Below are 17,593 nucleotides of genomic sequence, written 5' to 3'. Positions count from 1 at the left end.
GCACAGCCTGAAATGGACGCAGTACGTCCATGGCAGGGAGGCGGGGGGACATGGCACCTGAACAAATGGCCGAGCCGCCGGAGGCCGGCCCCGCCCTTCCGCCCGCCCGTCCCCTCGACGCCATAGATCAGGACATCCTCCAGATGCTCCAGGCGGACGGCCGCGCCTCGATACGCTCCGTGGCCGAACGTGTCCATGTGTCACGGGCCAACGCCTACGCGCGTATCAACCGCCTCATCGAGGACGGCGTGATTCGCGGCTTCGGGGCGCGCGTGGATCACGAACGCGCCGGGCAGGGCACCTCGGCGTACATCACCCTGAAGATCGTGCAGAACTCCTGGCGCACGGTCCGCGAGCAGCTGAGAGTGCTCCCCGGCGCCTCCCACATCGCCCTGGTGGGCGGCGATTTCGACGTGCTTCTCCTGGTGCACACCCCGGACAACAAGGCCCTGCGCGAACTGGTGCTCACCCGCCTCCAGGCCATCCCGGAGGTGCTCAGCACCCGCACACTGCTGGTGTTCGAGGAAGAGGACCTGGAACCGCAGTCCTGAACGCCCCGGTGACCGGGGCGTTCTACCGAGGGACACCTTGGTGACGCGGGAGGTCAGGACTCCTTGCGCAGTCCCCCGAAGACCAACTGCGCCACCGCGTCGGCCACTTCCCGCTCGTCCATGCCCCGCCCGTCGGGCCGGTACCACTCCACGATCGAGTTGATCATTCCGAAGACCAGCCGGGTCGCGAGCCGGACCTCCACGTCGCCGCGCACGTCACCGTCCGCGGCCGCCGCCTTCAGCAGCTCGGCCACCTGGTGGTCGAAGTCGCGGCGCCGCTCCAGGGCCCACCGCTCGGTGTCCGTGTTGCCGCGCACGCGCAGCAGCAGCGTCACGTACGGCAGCTCGGTGGTGAGCACCTCGACCATGCGGCGCACCACGTACTCCAGGCGCTCCACGGCACGCCCCACGCGCGCGTGCTCCTCGTCGAGGATCCCGAAGAGGCCGTCGAGAGCCCGGCTGACGGCCCTGCGAAGCAACTCCTCCTTGCCGGTGACGTGGTGGTATATCGACGACTTGGAGATGCCCGCCGCCTTGGAGAGGTGCTCCATGGAGGTGCCGTCGTAGCCGCGCTCGATGAAGACCTGGACGGCGACGGAGAGGAGGGTCTCCGGGGTGTACGTGTCGCGCTTGGCAGTGGTCATGACGTGCCCTCCCTCTTGTCAGCCGTGTTTCCGTGACGGTACAGCGCGAGTGAGGGCGCGTAGCGGCCGGAGGGTTCGCGCAGATGCAGCTCCTCCAGGAGGTCGTGCGCCCAGGCACTGCCGAGCCTGCGGCTCCACTCGAAGGGGCCCAGCGGATAGCTGACACCGAGCCGCATCGCCGTGTCGATGTCCTCCTCGGTGGCCACCCCCTTGGCGACGGCGTCGTGCGCCAGGTCGACGATCCGGGCCACGGTCCGGGCGACGATCATGCCCGGGGCGTCCCCGATGACGCTGACGTCCTTGCCCAGCGCCTGGAAGAGGCCGATGGCCTCCGCGAGCGTCCGGGGAGCGGTGTCCTGGCAGGCCGACAGGGCGATCCTGGTCGCCTTGCGGTAGTCGAGCGCCAGGTCGAAGTAGACGACGTCACGGAACTCGACGGAGGTCTGGCCGTCGGCGAGGACCAGCTGACCACCACTGGGCAGCACCAGGCGGGTGCCGTGGTCCTCCTCGTCCTCACGGACCTGGATGCCCGCCTCACGCATCAGCGGGAGGAGCTCGGCGGCCGGGCCCAGATCACCCTCCGCGAGGACGTACGCGGGCGCCTGCGCCTTCTCGGCGGTGTGCGGCTCGGGACGCTCGGCGTCCTCCCCGTAGTCGTACCAGCCGTGCCCCGTCTTCCGGCCGTGCCGGCCGGACTCGACGAGCCGCCGCTGGGCGAGCGAGGGCGTGAAGCGCACGTCCTGGAAGAAGGCCTGCCACACGGAGTGCGTGACGGACTCGTTGACGTCCTGGCCGATCAGGTCGGTCAGCTCGAAGGCGCCCATCCGGAAGCCGCCGCACTCACGCAGGACCGCGTCGATGGTGGCCGGGTCGGCGGCCTGCGACTCGTACACCGCGAAGGCTTCGGCGTAGAAGGGCCGCGCGATGCGGTTGACGATGAAACCGGGGGTGTCGGCGCAGGCGACGGGGGTCTTCCCCCAGGCGCGTGCGATCTCGTACGCGTGCGTGGCCGACGAGAAGTCGCTCACGGACCCGGAGACGACCTCCACCAGGGGCAGCAGCGGCGCCGGGTTGAAGAAGTGCAGTCCGACGAGTCGGCCGGGGTTGCGCAGGGCGCCGCCGATGGCCGTGACGGACAGGGACGAGGTGTTGGTGGCGAGCAGACAGTCGTCCCCGACGATGTCCTCGAGCTCGCGGAACAGCCGCTGTTTCACCTCGAGTTGTTCGGCCACCGCCTCGACGACCAGCATGCAGTCCGCGAGGTCTTCCAGCCTTCCGGCCGGCCGCAGCCGGGCGCGTGCGGCGTCCCGGTCGGCGCCGGTGAGCCGGTCCTTCTCGACGAGCCGGTCGAGGCGCGCGCCGATCGCTTCGGACGCCGCGCCGGCGCGCCCGGGGACGGCGTCGTAGAGCCGCACGGAGTGGCCCGCGACCAGCGCGACCTGGGCGATGCCCTGCCCCATCGTGCCGGTGCCGACGACGGCCACGGGGCTGCTGAGGTCGAGTGCTGTCATGCTCGCGATCCTCCCGCACAGGGTTTTCCACAGATACGGCGGACCCCCTTGCCCCGACCGATCGTTCGGTTACTCTAACTCTGAATGCCCGCCCGTCGCCCACCACCCTGCCAGAGACGCTTCGAGCCGCACCTTCTGAAAATCCTGCCCAGATTCACAGCTCAATCCACAGCTCGATGAAGAGCTGCTTCGAGGAGGAGTTGGTCCCTGATGGCCGCCGAACTCACCGCGCACCAGCTGATCGCCCAGCACCGGCCCACCCTCGACCAGGCGCTGGAAGCGATCCGCACGCGCGCGTACTGGTCCCCCCACCCCGAACACCCCAAGGCGTACGGCGAGAACGGCAGCCTGGGCATGGCGGAGGGCAAGGCCGCCTTCGACGCCCTCCTGGGCACCCGCATCGACCTCGGCCAGCCCGGCACGGACGACTGGGTGGGCGGCGAAGTCTCGCCGTACGGCATCGAGTTGGGCGTCACCTACCCGCACGCGGACGTCGACGTGCTGCTGCCCGCCATGCGCGCGGGGCAGCGCGCCTGGCGCGACGCGGGCGCGGAGGCGCGTGCCGCGGTCTGCCTGGAGATCCTCAAGCGGATCAGCGACCGCACGCACGAGTTCGCGCACGCTGTCATGCACACCAGCGGCCAGGCCTTCATGATGGCGTTCCAGGCAGGCGGCCCGCATGCGCAGGACCGCGGCCTGGAGGCGGTGGCGTACGCGTACGTGGAGCAGGTCCGCACGCCGGACAGCGCGGAGTGGATCAAGCCCCAGGGCAAGCGGGACCCGCTCACCATGACCAAGCGGTTCACGCCCGTGCCGCGCGGCACCGCCCTCCTGATCGGCTGCAACACCTTCCCGACGTGGAACGGCTATCCGGGCCTGTTCGCCTCCCTCGCCACCGGCAACGCCGTGCTCGTGAAGCCCCACCCGCGCGCGGTGCTGCCGCTCGCGCTCACCGTCCAGGTGGCCCGCGAGGTGCTCGCCGAGACCGGCTTCGACCCGAACCTGGTGGCGCTGGCCGCCGAGAGGCCCGGCGAAGGCATCGCCAAGACCCTCGCCGTACGGCCCGAGATCCGGATCATCGACTACACCGGTTCGACGGCGTTCGGCGACTGGCTGGAGACCAACGCCCGCCAGGCGCAGGTCTACACGGAGAAGGCCGGCGTCAACACGGTGATCGTGGAGTCGACCGACAACTACAAGGGCATGCTGTCCAACCTGGCCTTCTCCCTGTCCCTGTACAGCGGCCAGATGTGCACCACCCCGCAGAACCTGCTGATCCCGCGCGACGGCATCACCACGGAGGAGGGTCCCAAGTCCTTCGACGAGGTGGTCGCCGACCTCGCGAAGTCGGTCGGCGGGCTCCTGGGCGACGACGCCCGCGCCAACGCGCTCCTCGGCGCCATCGTGAACCCCGACGTCAAGACGCGCCTGGAAGCCGCCTCCGGCTTCGGTGAAGTCGCGCTCCCCTCACGGGAGATCAGCAACCCGGAGTTCCCGGACGCGGTCGTACGGACACCGGTGATCGTGAAGCTCGACGGCGCCAAGCCCGACGACGAAGCGGCCTACATGAACGAGTGCTTCGGCCCCGTCTCCTTCGCCGTCGCCGTCGACTCGGCGGCCGACGCGGTGGACCTGCTGCGCCGCACGATCCGCGACAAGGGCGCGATGACGGTCGGCGCGTACACCAGCTCGGAGGAGTTCGAGCAGGCCGTTCAGGAGGCCTGCCTGGAGGAGTGCGCCCAGCTCTCGCTGAACCTCACGGGCGGGGTGTACGTCAACCAGACGGCCGCGTTCTCCGACTTCCACGGCTCGGGCGGCAACCCGGCCGCCAACGCGGCGCTGAGCGACGGAGCGTTCGTCGCCAACCGCTTCCGCGTGGTGGAGGTACGCCGGGACGCGTGAGGCCTCAGGCCGTAGCGCCCCCGGTCGCGCTCCAGTGGAACAGCGTCATCGCCACACTGGTCGCGAGGTTGTAGCTGGAGACCTGGGGGCGCATCGGCAGGGACACCAAGTGGTCGGTGCGGGCGCGGAGTTCGGCGGACAGGCCGCTGCGCTCGGAGCCGAAGGCGAGGACCGCGTCGTCGGGGAGCTTGAGCCCCCGGATGTCCTCGCCCTCCGGGTCGAGCGCGAACACCGGGCCCGGCGGCAGCTCGTCCACCGTAAGCCGCTCCACGGCGGTCGCGAAGTGCAGGCCCGCCCCGCCGCGTACGACCGTGGGATGCCAGGGGTCGAGCGAACCGGTCGTGACCACCCCGGTCGCCCCGAAGCCCGCCGCGAGGCGGATCACGGCCCCCGCATTGCCCAGGTTGCGGGGGTTGTCGAGGACCACCACGGGCGTGGAGCGGGGCATTCGGGCCAGCGTCTCCAGATGGGCCGCCCGGGACGGACGTACGGCGAGAGCGGCGACCGAGGTCGGGTGCGGACGCGGCACCAGGGCCTTCAGCGTCGCCTCCGGGACCTCCACCAGCAGCCCGTCGACGGCCTCTCGTACGTCAGGGGCCAGGTCGTCGGCCAGCGCGAGCGCCGCCCGCCGGTCGGTCGTGACGGCCACGGGGATATCGGCCTGGAAGCGCACCGCGTGCTTGAGGGCGTGGAAACCGTCGAGCAGGACGGCACCGTCGGCGAGCCGGCGCCAGGCGCGTACCGCGTCCTGGGGGTCCGTGCCGCCGGGTGTTCCGAGCCTGCCGTCGGGGTCGTTCATGCCCTGAAGCCTACGTGCGTGGGCTCGGCCGGATCCGGAGTGCTCGGCTGCTGCTGCTTGCGCGGACCCGGCAGCGTACGGCCGCCGCCGCCCGAAAACAGCTCTCCACGCGCGCGTGCGACCCATCCGCCGAGGCGCCGCAGGAACGACGTCGGCAGGAACACCGCGTCGGCGGCGATCATCGCGAGCGAGAAGAACGGCAGCCCGAGCACCACCGCGATCACCGCGTGCTCGGTCATCATGACCACAAGGAGCACGTTCTTGACCCGCCGGTTGAACAGGGTGAACGGGAAGGCGACCTGGGCGATGACCGTCCCGTACGTCACCAGCATCACGATCGTGCCGTACCCGGTCAGCAGGTCGGACAGAGCCGGCCAGGGCGAGAAGTAGTCCAGGTGGAGCGGGTAGTAGACCGCGGTGCCGTCCTGCCAGCGCGAGCCCTGGATCTTGTACCAGCCGGCGGTCGCGTAGATCAGACAGGCCTCGGCCATGATCACGACCAGGGCCGCGTTGTGCACGAGGTTGGCGACGACGTCCAGCAGGATCCGCGGCTCGGCACCGCGCACGTGGCTGCCGACGGCCCACCACAGGGCCTGCACCGCCCACAGCCCCCAGAAGACCAGCAGCCAGCCGCCACTGAGCCGTCCCGCGAAAGTCACCGTCGCCAGCGCGAAGCCGAGCACCCCCCACAGGGCGGGGCCGACCCGGTCGGGCCCGACAAGCTCTCCACGCGCGCGTGCCTCCCGTCCGAGCCGCGCCCGCCGCGCGTCCAGCGACCACACCTGGGCGCAGCGCGTGAACACCAGGTAGATCGCCATCAGGTGGATGACGTTGTCGCCGCCGTCCCCCATGAAGACGCTGCGGTTCTGCAGTGAGAGCACGCCGACCATGAAGAGGACGGACATCGTGCGGGTCCGCCAGCCCAGCAGCAGGAGGAAGCTCGACAGGACGGCGAGGGCGTAGACGATCTCGAACCAGATCTGGCTGTCGGACCACATCAGGGCCGTGAAGGCGTGGTTGTTCGCGATGAGCTGCTGGGCGATGTCCCAGCTCCACGGGCCGTCGGGCCCGTACATCTCCTGGCGGTGCGGATACTCGCGCAGCAGGAACAGCAGCCAGGTCGCGGAGAATCCGATTCGGATCACGGCGCTCTGGTAGGGGCCGAGGGCTGCCTCGGTGACCCGGCTGATGCCGCGCGAGAGCGACAGGGCGTAGCGGTTCATCGGGCGCTCGCCTCCGCCGTCTCCTGCTGCCGTTCGCCCTCGGGGACGGACCACCAGGGCAGTTCGCGGATCACGGGCTTGTCGGACACCTGCTCCTGGCTCCACTCGGGGGGCGGCACGTTGGTCGTACGGGAACGGACCTGGACGCTTTCGACGACGGCGTCCTCGCCACCGGCCTGCAGTCGCTCCAGGCGCAGCACGACGACCCGGCGCAGATAGCGCTCGGAGAGGTCACCGCGCAGGCCCGAAGGGCGGTTCTCGCCGTCGTGCGAACCGACGTAGAAGTCCCAGGACCGGCGCAGTTCGTTCTGATCGGTGTGGCTCGGCAGCAGGTTGCCGTCGATGGCCGCGCCGTCGAGCGCGGACAGGTCGTACCACCCGGTCTCGCGGCTGGTGCCGTCCGGCGTACGGACCTGGGCGCGCACCTGGACGGCGATGTTCTGCTGCAGCGGGTTCGGCGCGAACAGCTTCCAGTTCTGCTCGAACTCGGGGTAGATCCACTCCTCGATCGCCGTGCCGTGCTGCTTGGTGACGGTGTTCGAGGGCGCGAGGTGCAGGAAGACCATTCCGAGATGCACACAGGCCGTGATCGCGACGATCGCGAGGGCGAGGGCGGCGGTGATCTGGTAGCCGGGGGAGAGGGCGGCTATGCCGGTGGGGGTGGGTGGGTCGCCTGGTGCGGGTCCGGCTGGTCCGGCGGGGGTGGGGGGAACGGTGGGAACGGTGGGTTCGCCTTCGGCGGTTCCGCCGGGCACCTTGGATGCGGCAGGAGCGTTGGGCAGGTCAGAGGCAGTGGACACCTTGAGGGGGTCGGGCGCGGCGGGGGTGTCAGACCTGGCGGGGACATCAGGTGCACTGGGAGTGTCGCGCCTGGCAGGCGCGGGCCCGTCGGGCGCGTCCGGCGCTTGCCGGCCGTTCGAGCCCTCGTCGTACGCGTCCATTCCGCCCCTATCCCGATCCGGTCACACTCCCCACCACCGAGGCCGCGCGGCGTCGTCGTACCGCCCGCGAGCCCCACGCTGCGGCGTTCGCACGGGAACGGTACTCAGGACAGATCGCCCGGCACAGCCCCAGGAGCCACAGCGGCCACATCAGCCGCCAAGAGGTTATCCACAGCGGTTGACACCTTACGGCGACTCGTCTCACCATTAAATCTGGACAGACCGAACGATCGGTCTGCCGGGAGGAGGGTCATGGTCACTGCCGGTCTCGGGGGACGCAGCCATGACCGGCCGCCCCCCTCGGTTCCCTTCTCGTAGAACCTGTTCTATCTTGACGCTCCGTCAGATCAGGTGCCTGCCTGGTCTGTTGGCCGGTGCATGGGAGGACGGGACCGTGGACTTCACCTTCACCGAGGAACACCAGGCGGCGGTCGAGGCGGCGAAGGCGGTGTTCGCGGGGGTCGCACCGGACGGGGTGCCCAGCCCCGCCCTCGCCCCGGGCGCCGTGGCCGAGGACTTCGACCGGGCGCTGTGGGCGAAGCTCTCCGACGCGGACCTGCTGAGCCTGCTCCTCGACGCGGAGTACGGCGGGGCAGGTCTCGACGCGGTCGCACTGTGCCTGGTGCTGCGTGAGTCGGCGAGGGTGCTCGCACGGGTGCCGCTGCTGGAGAGCAGCGCGGCAGCGGTGGCCGTGCAGAGGTACGGCGGCGAAGAGCTGAAGGCGGAGGTGCTCGCGCGCGCGGGCCGCGGCGAGCTGGTGCTGACCGTCGCCGCGAACGGCCGCAGCGGCCATGACGGGGCCGAACTCGCCGTGACCGCACGGCAGGACGGTGAGGCATGGGTGCTGGACGGGGTACAGACCGCCGTTCCCTGGGCGCAGAACGCCGACTTCACCCTCGTACCCGCGCACACGGCTGCCGACCGGACCGTCCTCGCCCTCGTGCCCCGCGTCCACGAAGGAGCCGTACTCGCCGAGCAGATCTCCACCAGTGGCGAGCGGCTCGGCGAACTGCGCCTGGAGTCCGTACGGATCGCCGCCCGGGATGTCATCGAGGCGGACGGTGCGTGGGAGTGGTTGCGCGAGCTGCTGACCACCGGGACGTGCGCGCTGGCGCTCGGGCTCGGGGAGGGCGTGCTCTCGATGACGAGCGAGTACACCAGCAAGCGGGAGCAGTTCGGGTTCCCGGTCGCCACGTTCCAGGCGGTCGCCGTGCAGGCCGCCGACCGCTATATCGACCTGCGCGCGATGGAAGTGACGCTCTGGCAGGCCGCATGGCGGATCAGTACGGGGGCGGGGGGTGCGCTTCCGGCCTCCGGGGACGTGGCCGTCGCCAAGATCTGGGCATCGGAAGGGGTACGGCGGGTCGTGCAGACCGCGCAGCACCTGCACGGAGGGTTCGGCGCCGACACCGACTATCCACTGCACCGGTACCACGCCTGGGCCAAGCAGCTGGAGCTGGCACTCGGGCCGGCGGCGGCGCACGAGGAGGCTCTGGGCGATCTGCTGGCCGCCCATCCGCTGGGCTGACTCCACACCGCCCACGCGGGCGCCCACCTGGGCTCACGCTTGTGCCGGGGCAGGCAGGCAACGCCTCCCCCGGCATCTGTGCGGTGGTCTCAGACCGTCTCAGACCACGAAACCGGGCTGGCCCTTGTCGTCCACCACCGGGCGGCCGGTGGCTGCCCAGACCTGCATGCCGCCGTCGACGTTCACCGCGTCGATGCCCTGCTGGACCAGATACATCGTGACCTGCGCCGAACGGCCGCCGGAGCGGCAGATCACGTGGACCTTGCCGTCCTGCGGTGCGGCCTCGGTCAACTCGCCGTAACGCGCGACGAATTCACTCATGGGGATGTGCAGCGCCCGCTCGGCATGACCTGCCTCCCACTCGTCGTCCTCCCGGACGTCCAGCAGGAAGTCTCCGTCCGCGAGATCCCCGACCTCGACCGTGGGCACACCAGCTCCGAAACTCATACCTCCGACGCTACCCGACCCCACAGACAGCCCGATCCCTCTCAGGGATCCCGGCGCCGATCAGCTCCGGTGAGCCTGATCAGCCGGCTTCACGTGAGCCTGATCACCGGCTTCACGGGTCGGCCCGACGGCTTCAGGAAGTCTGCCCCGTCAGCTCGGCCAGCTCCGTCTCGCGCTCGCCGACCTGGGTCAGCAGCTGCTCGGCGATCTCCTCCAGGAGCCGGTCGGGATCCTCCGGCGCCATCTTGAGCATCGCGCCGATGGCACTCTCCTCCAGCTCGCGGGCGACGAACGTGAGCATCTCCTTGCGCTGGGAGAGCCACTCGAGCCGGGCGTAGAGCTCCTCGCTGCGGCTCGGCTTCCACTCCTCGGGCACCGGACCCGCGGCCCACTCCGCGGAGAGCTCCCGCAGCAGCGCCTCGTCGCCTCGCGCGTACGCGGCGTTGACCCGGGTGATGAACTCGTCACGCCGCTTGCGCTCGTCCTCGTCCTGCGCCAGGTCGGGGTGGGCCTTGCGGACGAGTTCACGGAAGAGCTTGCGGGCCTCGTCACTGGGGCGCACCCGCTGCGGAGGCCGCACCGGCTGATCCGTCAGCATCGCCACAGCCTCCGGGAACAGTCCCTCGGAGTCCATCCAACCGTGGAACAGCTCCTCGACGCCCGGCATCGGCATGACCCGCGCCCGCGCCTCGTGCGCCTTGCGCAGGTCCTCCGGATCCCCGGTGCGCGCGGCCCTCGCCTCGGCGATCAGTGCCTCCAGCTCGTCGAGCCGGGAGTACATCGGCCCGAGCTTCTGGTGATGCAGCCGCGAGAAGTTGTCGACCTCGACACGGAAGGTCTCCACGGCGATCTCGAACTCGATCAACGCCTGCTCGGCCGCCCGCACAGCCCGCTCCAACCGCTCCTCGGGCCGGGCCACACCTTCGATCCCCGTCTGCTCCGAGGTCCCACCTTCGGTGCCGGCCTGCTGAGGCGTCTCATCATCGGGCTCAGCCGACGAAGACGCGCCACCCTCGATGCCGACCTGCGAAGACGCCTCGCCCTCGATGCCGGCCTGCGAAGACGCCTCGCCCTCGGTCCCGACCTGCGGGGCAGGCTCACCTTCGGGCTCCGCCTGCAAGGACGACCCGCTCCCGGGCTCCGTCTCGTAGGACCCCACCACGGCGGACCCGTCCGCCGCACCCTCCAGGGCACCGGACTGCTCCCGCGCCCCCTCATCGATGGGCTCGGACTGGCTCTGCTCGGCTTCCGGCGTCGTCACCCGACCAGCGTAGGCCACGGGGCGTCGGGCTTACTCGGGACCAGTGCTTGGGGGGCCTCCCCCCCGCCCCCTCCACCCCTCCCCCCACCCCTCAAACCCCCAACTCAGCCCCAATCCGCCCAGCCCGCACCGCCCCCACCAGCTCCGCGTGATCCTTCTCAGTACGGTCCGCGTACGCCACCGCGAACGAAGCGACGGCCTCGTCCAGTTCCTCGCCCTTGCCGCAGTACCCGGCGATGAGGCGCGGGTCGGCGCTGTGGGAGTGGGCGCGGGCGAGGAGGGCGCCGGTCATGCGGGCGTAGTCGTCTATCTGGTCGGCGGCGAGGGCGGCGGGGTCGACGCTGCCCTTGCGGTTGCGGAACTGGCGTACCTGGAAGGGGAGTCCGTCGATCGAGGTCCAGCCGAGCAGCATGTCGCTGACGACCTGCATGCGCTTCTGGCCGAGGACCATGCGGCGCCCCTCGTGCGGCACGTCAGGTATCGCGTGGCCGGCTGTCGCCAGGTGCGGGAGCAGCGCAGAGGCGCGCGCCTCCTTCACCTGAAGGACGAGGGGTTCGCCGCGGTGGTCCAGGAGGAGCACGACGTAGGACCGGGTGCCCACGCTGCCGGTGCCGACGACACGGAAGGCGACGTCGTGCACGGCGTACCGGGCGAGGAGGGGAAGCCGGTCCGCCGACAGCGTCGTGAGGTACTCCTCCAGTGAAGCGGCCACCGCCGCCGCCTCCGCGTCGGGTATGCGGCGCAGCACCGGCGGCGCGTCCACGAAGCGCCGGCCACCGCCTTCCACGGCCTCCGTCGACTTCGCCGCGAACCGCCCGCTGGTGTTGCCCCGCGCCTTCTCGGAGACGCGTTCCAGTGTGCCGAGGAGATCGTGGGCGTCGGTGTGCGAGACGAGTTCCTCGTCCGCGATGGCGTTCCACGCGTCCAGCACCGGGAGCTTGGCGAGCAGCCGCAGGGTCCGCCGGTAGGCGCCGACCACGTCGTGGGCCGCCTTGCGGCAGGTGTCCTCGTCCGCCCCGGCTTCCCGGCCCGCGAGCACCAGCGAGGTGGCGAGGCGCTTGAGGTCCCACTCCCAGGGGCCGTGCACCGTCTCGTCGAAGTCGTTCAGGTCGATGACGAGGCCACCGCGTGCGTCTCCGTAGAGGCCGAAGTTCGCCGCGTGCGCGTCACCGCATATCTGGGCGCTGATCCCGGTCATGGGGGTGCGCGCGAGGTCGTACGCCATGAGGCCCGCCGAACCGCGCAGGAAGGCGAAGGGCGTGGCCGCCATCCTGCCGACGCGTATCGGGGTGAGCCCGGGGATCCGGCCGCGGTTGGACTCCTCCACGGCGCTCACGGCATCGGGCCGGCCCGCGTCGGCCGTGAACTCCGCGTGCGCGGCGCGGGGCACGGGGCCGCGCAGGGCCTTGCCCTCTTCCTTCGGCGAGCCCTGAAGGGGCGATGCCGCGAATCCACGTACCGCAAAAGCCCTGGACACCTGCCTCGCCCGCTGCGCTTCCTGCGCCGGACCCGCTGTATCTGGCTCGGTCATTCCGACCGCCTCCCCCGTGCACGAACATCAACTCGTCATGACCGTACAGCCGGTCATCGAAAGGCGTCAGACCCTGTGGACAACTCGGAGCCTGTGGACAACTCCACAGGCTCCGGGAGATCAGCGGCGTCCCGACCACGTCACCTGGGGCAGGGTCCGCTCTCCGGCAGATGCGTCTCCGCCCAGGACCCGAGTTCCTTGAGCGCGGGTTCCAGCGCGGCGCCCGCCTCCGTCAGCCGGTAGGAGACCCGCAGCGGGGGACCTTCGTCGACCTCGCGCACGACCAGTCCCGCCGCGCCCAGTTCGGTGAGCCGGTCCGAGAGCATCCGTTCGCTGATGCCGGGGATCGCCCTGCGGAGGTCTGCGAAGTGAACGGGCCGTTGCAGCAGCACGGAGACGACCAGGCCCGTCCAGCGCTTTCCGAGCAGCTGGAACACCCGGGTCATGCCGTCGTCGACCTTCTGGCACGGCCCTGCGTCCTCGCGGAATCCCGGTTCTGGCATGGCTCCAGAGTACTGCGCTCACGCAAGGGGATAAAAAAAAGTAAGTAGCTGTGTTATCTATAGTTGAGTACGAAACAGAAGCCCAGCCCTCGGGCTCGGTTTCTCAGCCGAGTACGCCCACCACTTCCCCCCCCCGCCCCCCTGGAGATCCCCATGGCCACCCTCCTTCACATCGACTCGTCCGTGTTCCCGGGCTCCGCCTCCGCCTCCCGCACGGTGACGGACGCCTTCCGCAAGGCATGGGAGGAGCAGCACCCCGAAGGCACCGTGATCTACCGCGACCTCGCCACGAACCCGGTGCCGCACATCACCGCCGACGCCCACTCCGCCGGTTTCGCCGCCCCGGACGCGCACACCCCCGAGCAGGCGGCCGCCTTCGCCGAGCGCGTGACGCTCATCGAGGAGATGGAGCGGGCCGACGCGATCCTGATCGGCGCCCCGATGTACAACTACGCGATCCCGTCGACCCTCAAGGCGTGGCTGGACAACATCGTCCTGATGGGCCGCACCGCCATGGCCGAGGACTCGAAGGTGAAGGGCACCCCGGTCACGGTCGTCGCCAGCCGCGGAGGCTCCTACGCGCCCGGCACCCCGCGCGAGCCCTACGAGTTCGTGCAGAACTACCTGACGGCCATCCTGCGCGACAGCCTCGCCCTGGACCTCGACTTCATCGTCCCGGAGCTCACGATGGCCCCGCACAACCCGGCGATGGCCGAGCTGATCCCCCTCTTCGAGGCCTCCCGCACGAAGGCCCTCGACGACGCGGCCACCAAGGCCAAGGAACTCGCAGAGCGCCTCGCAGCGTAGCCCTTCGGAACCTTTCGAAGGTTTCGGAGGCTTTCGGAGCCCCTTCGGAGCGCGACCACACCGGCCGCACGCCCCGTGTGATTGTCCTCACGCAGAACGATCACACGGGGTGCTATCGCGTCCCACATCTCGCATCTCACGAAAGAACTCGTAAGAACCCGTAAGCACTCGGAAAACGCGAAAGCCCCGCAGGTCCAAGACCTGCGGGGCTTTCAACTGGTGCGCGAGGGGGGAGTTGAACCCCCACGCCCTTGCGGGCACTGGAACCTGAATCCAGCGCGTCTGCCATTCCGCCACTCGCGCATTCGCTGTGTCGTCCGTCTCCCACCAAGTGGTGTGAGCGCCTGCCGACATCGAGAAGATTAGCACGCTGATCGGGGTGGATTCACATCCCTTTCCCGGGGCCCGCGCCCCCGTGCGGACCGCGCCCGCACCCCCGCGAGACGCCACCCGCGACCCCTCCGGCACAGGGCTCCCGCGCAGGCCACCTCCCCCGCAGCGGGCACGGCGACGGCCGCACGTTTCAAGCAGAACCGGTTCACGTATCAACCTCGTACCGGTCCTGGGCATCTACCCAGGAGCAGGACAGCCCGCACAGTCAGGTGCGGGACACTGGTCACGGACCGCCTCTACGATCCTTGGCAGGAGTAGCGCCCTCAGGAGTTCGAAACGGCACCGCGCAGGGAACTCGGGAAGGGACTTCGGAAGCCGTCGACACCCGTCGACCGGGCCGACAGGGGGAACCAGCCGATTTCCCGGCGCGTGGATACGATCAGTAAGCACGACGAGCAGGACCCGCACGACCCGCAGCACGAGCACGACCCGCAGCACCAGGATGACGACAGCAAGCTGTACCAGGACGGCTACGAAGGAGGAGGTGCCCCATGGGAGTCCTGAAGAAGTTCGAGCAGCGTCTCGAAGGTCTGGTCAACGGCACCTTCGCCAAGGTGTTCAAGTCCGAGGTCCAGCCCGTGGAGATCGCCGGAGCGCTCCAGCGCGAGTGCGACAACAACGCCACGATCTGGAACCGCGACCGGACCGTCGTACCCAACGACTTCATCGTCGAGCTGAGCACGCCGGACTTCGATCGGCTCAGCCCCTACTCGGGGCAGCTCGGCGACGAGCTCGCCGGCATGGTGCGTGACTACGCGAAGCAGCAGCGCTACGCGTTCATGGGCCCCATCAAGGTCCATCTGGAGAAGGCCGACGACCTCGACACCGGTCTGTACCGGGTGCGCAGTCGTACGCTCGCCTCCTCCACCAACCAGCAGGCCCCGGAGCGCGCCCCCGCGGCGCCCGCCCCGGGCCGGCCGGCCGCTTACGGGTATCCCCCGGCAGCCCAGCCCGCAGCAGCTCCGCCCATGCCGGCCGCCCCGCCGCCCGGCGTCCGCGGCGGCCCGGCGCCCATGGGCCAGCGGCCCACCGCGGCACCGGGCGTGCAGCCGGGCGGCCGGATGCGGCACTGGATCGAGGTCAACGGCGCACGCCATCAGATCTCCCGCCCGACTCTGGTGCTGGGCCGCAGCACCGAAGCCGACGTGCGGATCGACGACCCCGGCGTCTCGCGCCGGCACTGTGAGATCCGGACCGGAACGCCCTCGACCGTCCAGGATCTCGGGTCCACCAACGGCATCGTGGTGGACGGGCAGCACACCACCCGCGCTACGCTCCGCGACGGCTCGCGGATCGTCGTGGGCAGCACCACCATCATTTACCGGCAAGCCGAAGGGTGAAGCGGGGGCAATGTCAGAGCTGACCCTCACGGTCATGCGGCTGGGTTTCCTGGCCGTACTGTGGCTGTTCGTGATCGTGGCCGTGCAGGTCATCCGCAGCGACCTGTTCGGAACGCGTGTCACACAGCGCGGATCGCGACGGGACGCCAACAGGCAGCAGCCGGCCGCGCGCCAGGCCACGCCGCCGCCTCAGCGGCAGCAGGCACCGCCGAGCGGCGGCAACCGCCAGCGTCGCGGCGCCCCCACCAAGCTCGTCGTCTCGGAGGGCACCCTCACGGGCACGACGGTCGCGTTGCAGGGGCAGACCATCTCGCTGGGCCGCGCGCACGACAGCACCATCGTGCTGGACGACGACTACGCGTCCAGCCGTCATGCCAGGATCTACCCGGACCGGGACGGCCAGTGGATCGTCGAGGACCTCGGCTCCACCAACGGCACGTATCTCGACCGGAACCGACTGACGACCCCCACACCGATTCCGCTGGGCGCGCCGATCCGCATCGGCAAGACCGTCATCGAGCTGCGGAAGTAGTGCCACGTCATGAATGAGCGCGAGCGGAGCGAGCACGCAGCGGCGGTCCACGCCTTGGACGCCCGCGCGCTCCCGACCGGAGGGTGGGCACCGTGCGGATGTACCCGGAGCCGACGGGCGAGGTGCGCATGAGTCTGTCACTGCGCTTCGCCGCCGGATCGCACAAAGGCATGATCCGCGAGGGGAACGAGGACTCCGGCTACGCCGGTCCCCGCCTCCTCGCGATCGCCGACGGGATGGGCGGCCAGGCCGCCGGTGAGGTCGCCAGCTCCGAGGTGATCTCCACGATCGTCGCCCTCGACGACGACGTGCCCGGGTCCGACATCCTCACCTCGCTCGGCACCGCCGTGCAGCGGGCCAACGACCAGCTGCGGATGATGGTCGAGGAGGACCCCCAGCTGGAAGGCATGGGGACCACCCTCACGGCCCTCCTGTGGACCGGTCAGCGGCTCGGTCTGGTGCACGTCGGCGACTCCCGCGCGTACCTGCTGCGGGACGGCGTACTGACGCAGATCACGCAGGACCACACCTGGGTGCAGCGCCTCGTCGACGAGGGACGCATCACCGAGGAAGAGGCCACCACGCACCCGCAGAGGTCGCTCCTCATGCGCGCGCTGGGCAGCGGCGACCACGTCGAGCCGGACCTCTCGATCCGTGAAGTCCGCGCCGGTGACCGCTACTTGATCTGTTCCGACGGGCTGTCCGGGGTCGTCTCCCATCAGACGATGGAAGACACCCTCGCCAGCTACCAGGGCCCGCAGGAAACCGTGCAGCAGCTCATCGAGCTCGCGCTGCGCGGCGGCGGCCCGGACAACATCACGGTCATCATCGCCGACGTCCTCGACATCGACGGCGGGGACACCCTCGCCGCCCAGCTCTCCGACACCCCGGTCGTCGTGGGCGCGGTCGCCGAGAACCAGCATCAGCACCAGATGCACGACAACGGCGCGATGCAGACGCCCGCAGGGCGTGCCTCCAGCCTCGGCCGTCCCGTTCCCGGACAGGGTGGCGGCGGCGAGTTCGGCCCGCCCGGTAGCGGCGACACCACGGGTTACGTGGACACGAGCGGCTTCGGCGGCTACTCCGACGAGGACTTCGTCAAGCCGCGCACCGGCCGCAAGTGGCTGAAGAGATCCTTCTACATCGTGCTCGCGCTCGCCGTCGTCGGCGGCGGCCTCTACGGCGGCTACCGCTGGACGCAGACGCAGTACTACGTCGGCACCAAGGACGAGCACGTCGCGCTGTACCAGGGCATCAGCCAGGACCTGGCCTGGGTCTCGCTCTCGAAGGTGGAGAAGGACCACCCCGAGATCGAACTCAAGTACCTGCCGCCGTACATGCAGGAGCAGGTCAAGGCGACCATCGCCGAAGGCGGCCTGAGCGACGCCAAGTCGAAGATCGACGAGCTCTCCCTGCAGGCCTCCGCCTGCAAGAAGGACTCCGAGCGCCGCGCCGCCGAAGCCGAGAACAACGCCAAGACCGGTGAGGGCGAGGCCGGCGGAACCACGGGAACCACAAAGACCTCCCTGACGTCCAAGGCCACACCGACGCCGACCCCCTCGGCGTCCTCGTCCACGTCCACGACCGCACCCACTCCCACACCCGGCCCCAGCCTCTCCGACGAAGAGCAGAAGCTGGTCTCGCTGTGCGGTAAGCAGTAAGCAGCCGTGAGGGGCCCTG

Annotated in this window: 17 protein-coding genes and 1 tRNA gene; 8 read left to right on the top strand and 10 right to left on the bottom strand. The window is 70.1% G+C overall.

Features of this window, described 5'->3' with window-relative positions; translation table 11 throughout:
* Positions 1-65 precede the first annotated feature (65 nt).
* Positions 66-551, top strand: a complete 486-nt coding sequence (locus OG219_RS24270) for an Lrp/AsnC family transcriptional regulator (protein ID WP_266836212.1) — start codon at positions 66-68, stop codon at positions 549-551.
* A 53-nt stretch (positions 552-604) separates the two neighbouring features.
* Here the strand turns inward: OG219_RS24270 and OG219_RS24265 are convergent, their stop codons facing one another.
* Positions 605-1,195: a TetR/AcrR family transcriptional regulator gene (locus OG219_RS24265; RefSeq protein ID WP_266458242.1), complete on the bottom strand. Its 591-nt coding sequence runs from the start codon at positions 1,193-1,195 to the stop codon at positions 605-607.
* Positions 1,192-2,706, bottom strand: a complete 1,515-nt coding sequence (locus OG219_RS24260) for a 3-hydroxyacyl-CoA dehydrogenase (RefSeq protein ID WP_266829757.1) — start codon at positions 2,704-2,706, stop codon at positions 1,192-1,194. Before OG219_RS24260 ends, OG219_RS24265 begins: the two co-directional genes overlap by 4 nt.
* A 210-nt stretch (positions 2,707-2,916) precedes the next feature.
* On the opposite strand from OG219_RS24260, the gene paaN reads away from it, so the two are divergent.
* Positions 2,917-4,608, top strand: a complete 1,692-nt coding sequence (gene paaN / locus OG219_RS24255) for a phenylacetic acid degradation protein PaaN (RefSeq protein ID WP_266829755.1) — start codon at positions 2,917-2,919, stop codon at positions 4,606-4,608.
* 4 nt (positions 4,609-4,612) lie between these two features.
* Here paaN and OG219_RS24250 read toward each other — a convergent pair whose 3' ends face one another.
* Genes OG219_RS24250 through OG219_RS24240 form a run of 3 tightly spaced genes read right to left on the bottom strand, consistent with a single transcriptional unit; the run spans position 4,613 to position 7,571 of the window.
* The gene (locus OG219_RS24250) at positions 4,613-5,407 is read right to left on the bottom strand and encodes an RNA methyltransferase (RefSeq protein WP_266829753.1); all 795 of its coding nucleotides are present in this window, start codon (positions 5,405-5,407) and stop codon (positions 4,613-4,615) included.
* Positions 5,404-6,630 carry an HTTM domain-containing protein gene (locus OG219_RS24245; protein WP_266829751.1) on the bottom strand — a complete coding sequence of 409 codons (1,227 nt, stop codon included), beginning with the start codon at positions 6,628-6,630 and terminating at the stop codon, positions 5,404-5,406. Before OG219_RS24245 ends, OG219_RS24250 begins: the two co-directional genes overlap by 4 nt.
* On the bottom strand, positions 6,627-7,571 hold the full coding sequence (locus OG219_RS24240) for a DUF5819 family protein (protein ID WP_266829749.1): 945 nt from the start codon (positions 7,569-7,571) through the stop codon (positions 6,627-6,629). Before OG219_RS24240 ends, OG219_RS24245 begins: the two co-directional genes overlap by 4 nt.
* Positions 7,572-7,965: 394 nt before the next feature.
* Between OG219_RS24240 and OG219_RS24235 the strand changes: the two genes are divergently transcribed.
* The gene (locus tag OG219_RS24235) at positions 7,966-9,099 is read left to right on the top strand and encodes an acyl-CoA dehydrogenase family protein (RefSeq protein WP_266829747.1); all 1,134 of its coding nucleotides are present in this window, start codon (positions 7,966-7,968) and stop codon (positions 9,097-9,099) included.
* 99 nt (positions 9,100-9,198) lie between these two features.
* On the opposite strand, the gene OG219_RS24230 is transcribed toward OG219_RS24235, so the two are convergent.
* The 4 genes from OG219_RS24230 to OG219_RS24215 all read right to left on the bottom strand — a co-directional run bounded on the left by OG219_RS24230 (position 9,199) and on the right by OG219_RS24215 (position 12,841).
* Positions 9,199-9,528, bottom strand: coding sequence for a rhodanese-like domain-containing protein (locus tag OG219_RS24230; RefSeq protein ID WP_266836211.1), 330 nt, complete (start codon positions 9,526-9,528; stop codon positions 9,199-9,201).
* A gap of 151 nt (positions 9,529-9,679) precedes the next feature.
* Entirely contained in the window at positions 9,680-10,474 is a 795-nt protein-coding gene (locus OG219_RS24225; RefSeq protein ID WP_266836210.1) for a hypothetical protein, read from the bottom strand.
* Positions 10,475-10,898: 424 nt separating this feature from the next.
* Positions 10,899-12,338 carry a DUF2252 domain-containing protein gene (locus OG219_RS24220; protein ID WP_266829745.1) on the bottom strand — a complete coding sequence of 480 codons (1,440 nt, stop codon included), beginning with the start codon at positions 12,336-12,338 and terminating at the stop codon, positions 10,899-10,901.
* A 140-nt stretch (positions 12,339-12,478) separates the two neighbouring features.
* Complete coding sequence (locus OG219_RS24215) at positions 12,479-12,841, bottom strand: helix-turn-helix domain-containing protein (RefSeq protein WP_266829743.1); 363 nt, start codon at positions 12,839-12,841, stop codon at positions 12,479-12,481.
* Between the two features lie 153 nt (positions 12,842-12,994).
* Between OG219_RS24215 and OG219_RS24210 the strand changes: the two genes are divergently transcribed.
* Positions 12,995-13,648, top strand: a complete 654-nt coding sequence (locus OG219_RS24210; RefSeq protein ID WP_266829741.1) for an FMN-dependent NADH-azoreductase — start codon at positions 12,995-12,997, stop codon at positions 13,646-13,648.
* Positions 13,649-13,865: 217 nt separating this feature from the next.
* On the opposite strand, the gene OG219_RS24205 is transcribed toward OG219_RS24210, so the two are convergent.
* Positions 13,866-13,951 (bottom strand) — tRNA-Leu (locus OG219_RS24205).
* A gap of 459 nt (positions 13,952-14,410) precedes the next feature.
* Here OG219_RS24205 and OG219_RS24200 point away from each other — a divergent pair.
* The 4 genes from OG219_RS24200 to OG219_RS24185 all read left to right on the top strand — a co-directional run bounded on the left by OG219_RS24200 (position 14,411) and on the right by OG219_RS24185 (position 17,574).
* On the top strand, positions 14,411-14,545 hold the full coding sequence (locus tag OG219_RS24200) for a hypothetical protein (RefSeq protein ID WP_266829739.1): 135 nt from the start codon (positions 14,411-14,413) through the stop codon (positions 14,543-14,545).
* On the top strand, positions 14,533-15,381 hold the full coding sequence (locus OG219_RS24195) for a DUF3662 and FHA domain-containing protein (protein ID WP_266829737.1): 849 nt from the start codon (positions 14,533-14,535) through the stop codon (positions 15,379-15,381). Before OG219_RS24200 ends, OG219_RS24195 begins: the two co-directional genes overlap by 13 nt.
* 10 nt (positions 15,382-15,391) lie before the next feature.
* Positions 15,392-15,913 carry an FHA domain-containing protein gene (locus tag OG219_RS24190; protein ID WP_266829735.1) on the top strand — a complete coding sequence of 174 codons (522 nt, stop codon included), beginning with the start codon at positions 15,392-15,394 and terminating at the stop codon, positions 15,911-15,913.
* 98 nt (positions 15,914-16,011) lie between these two features.
* On the top strand, positions 16,012-17,574 hold the full coding sequence (locus tag OG219_RS24185; RefSeq protein ID WP_266836209.1) for a Stp1/IreP family PP2C-type Ser/Thr phosphatase: 1,563 nt from the start codon (positions 16,012-16,014) through the stop codon (positions 17,572-17,574).
* Positions 17,575-17,593 lie beyond the last annotated feature (19 nt).

This window comes from Streptomyces sp. NBC_00038 (assembly GCF_026343635.1).
Lineage (GTDB): Bacteria > Actinomycetota > Actinomycetes > Streptomycetales > Streptomycetaceae > Streptomyces.
The sequence above is the reverse complement of the archived record's forward strand: the minus strand, read 5'-3'. Positions and strand labels throughout refer to the sequence as shown.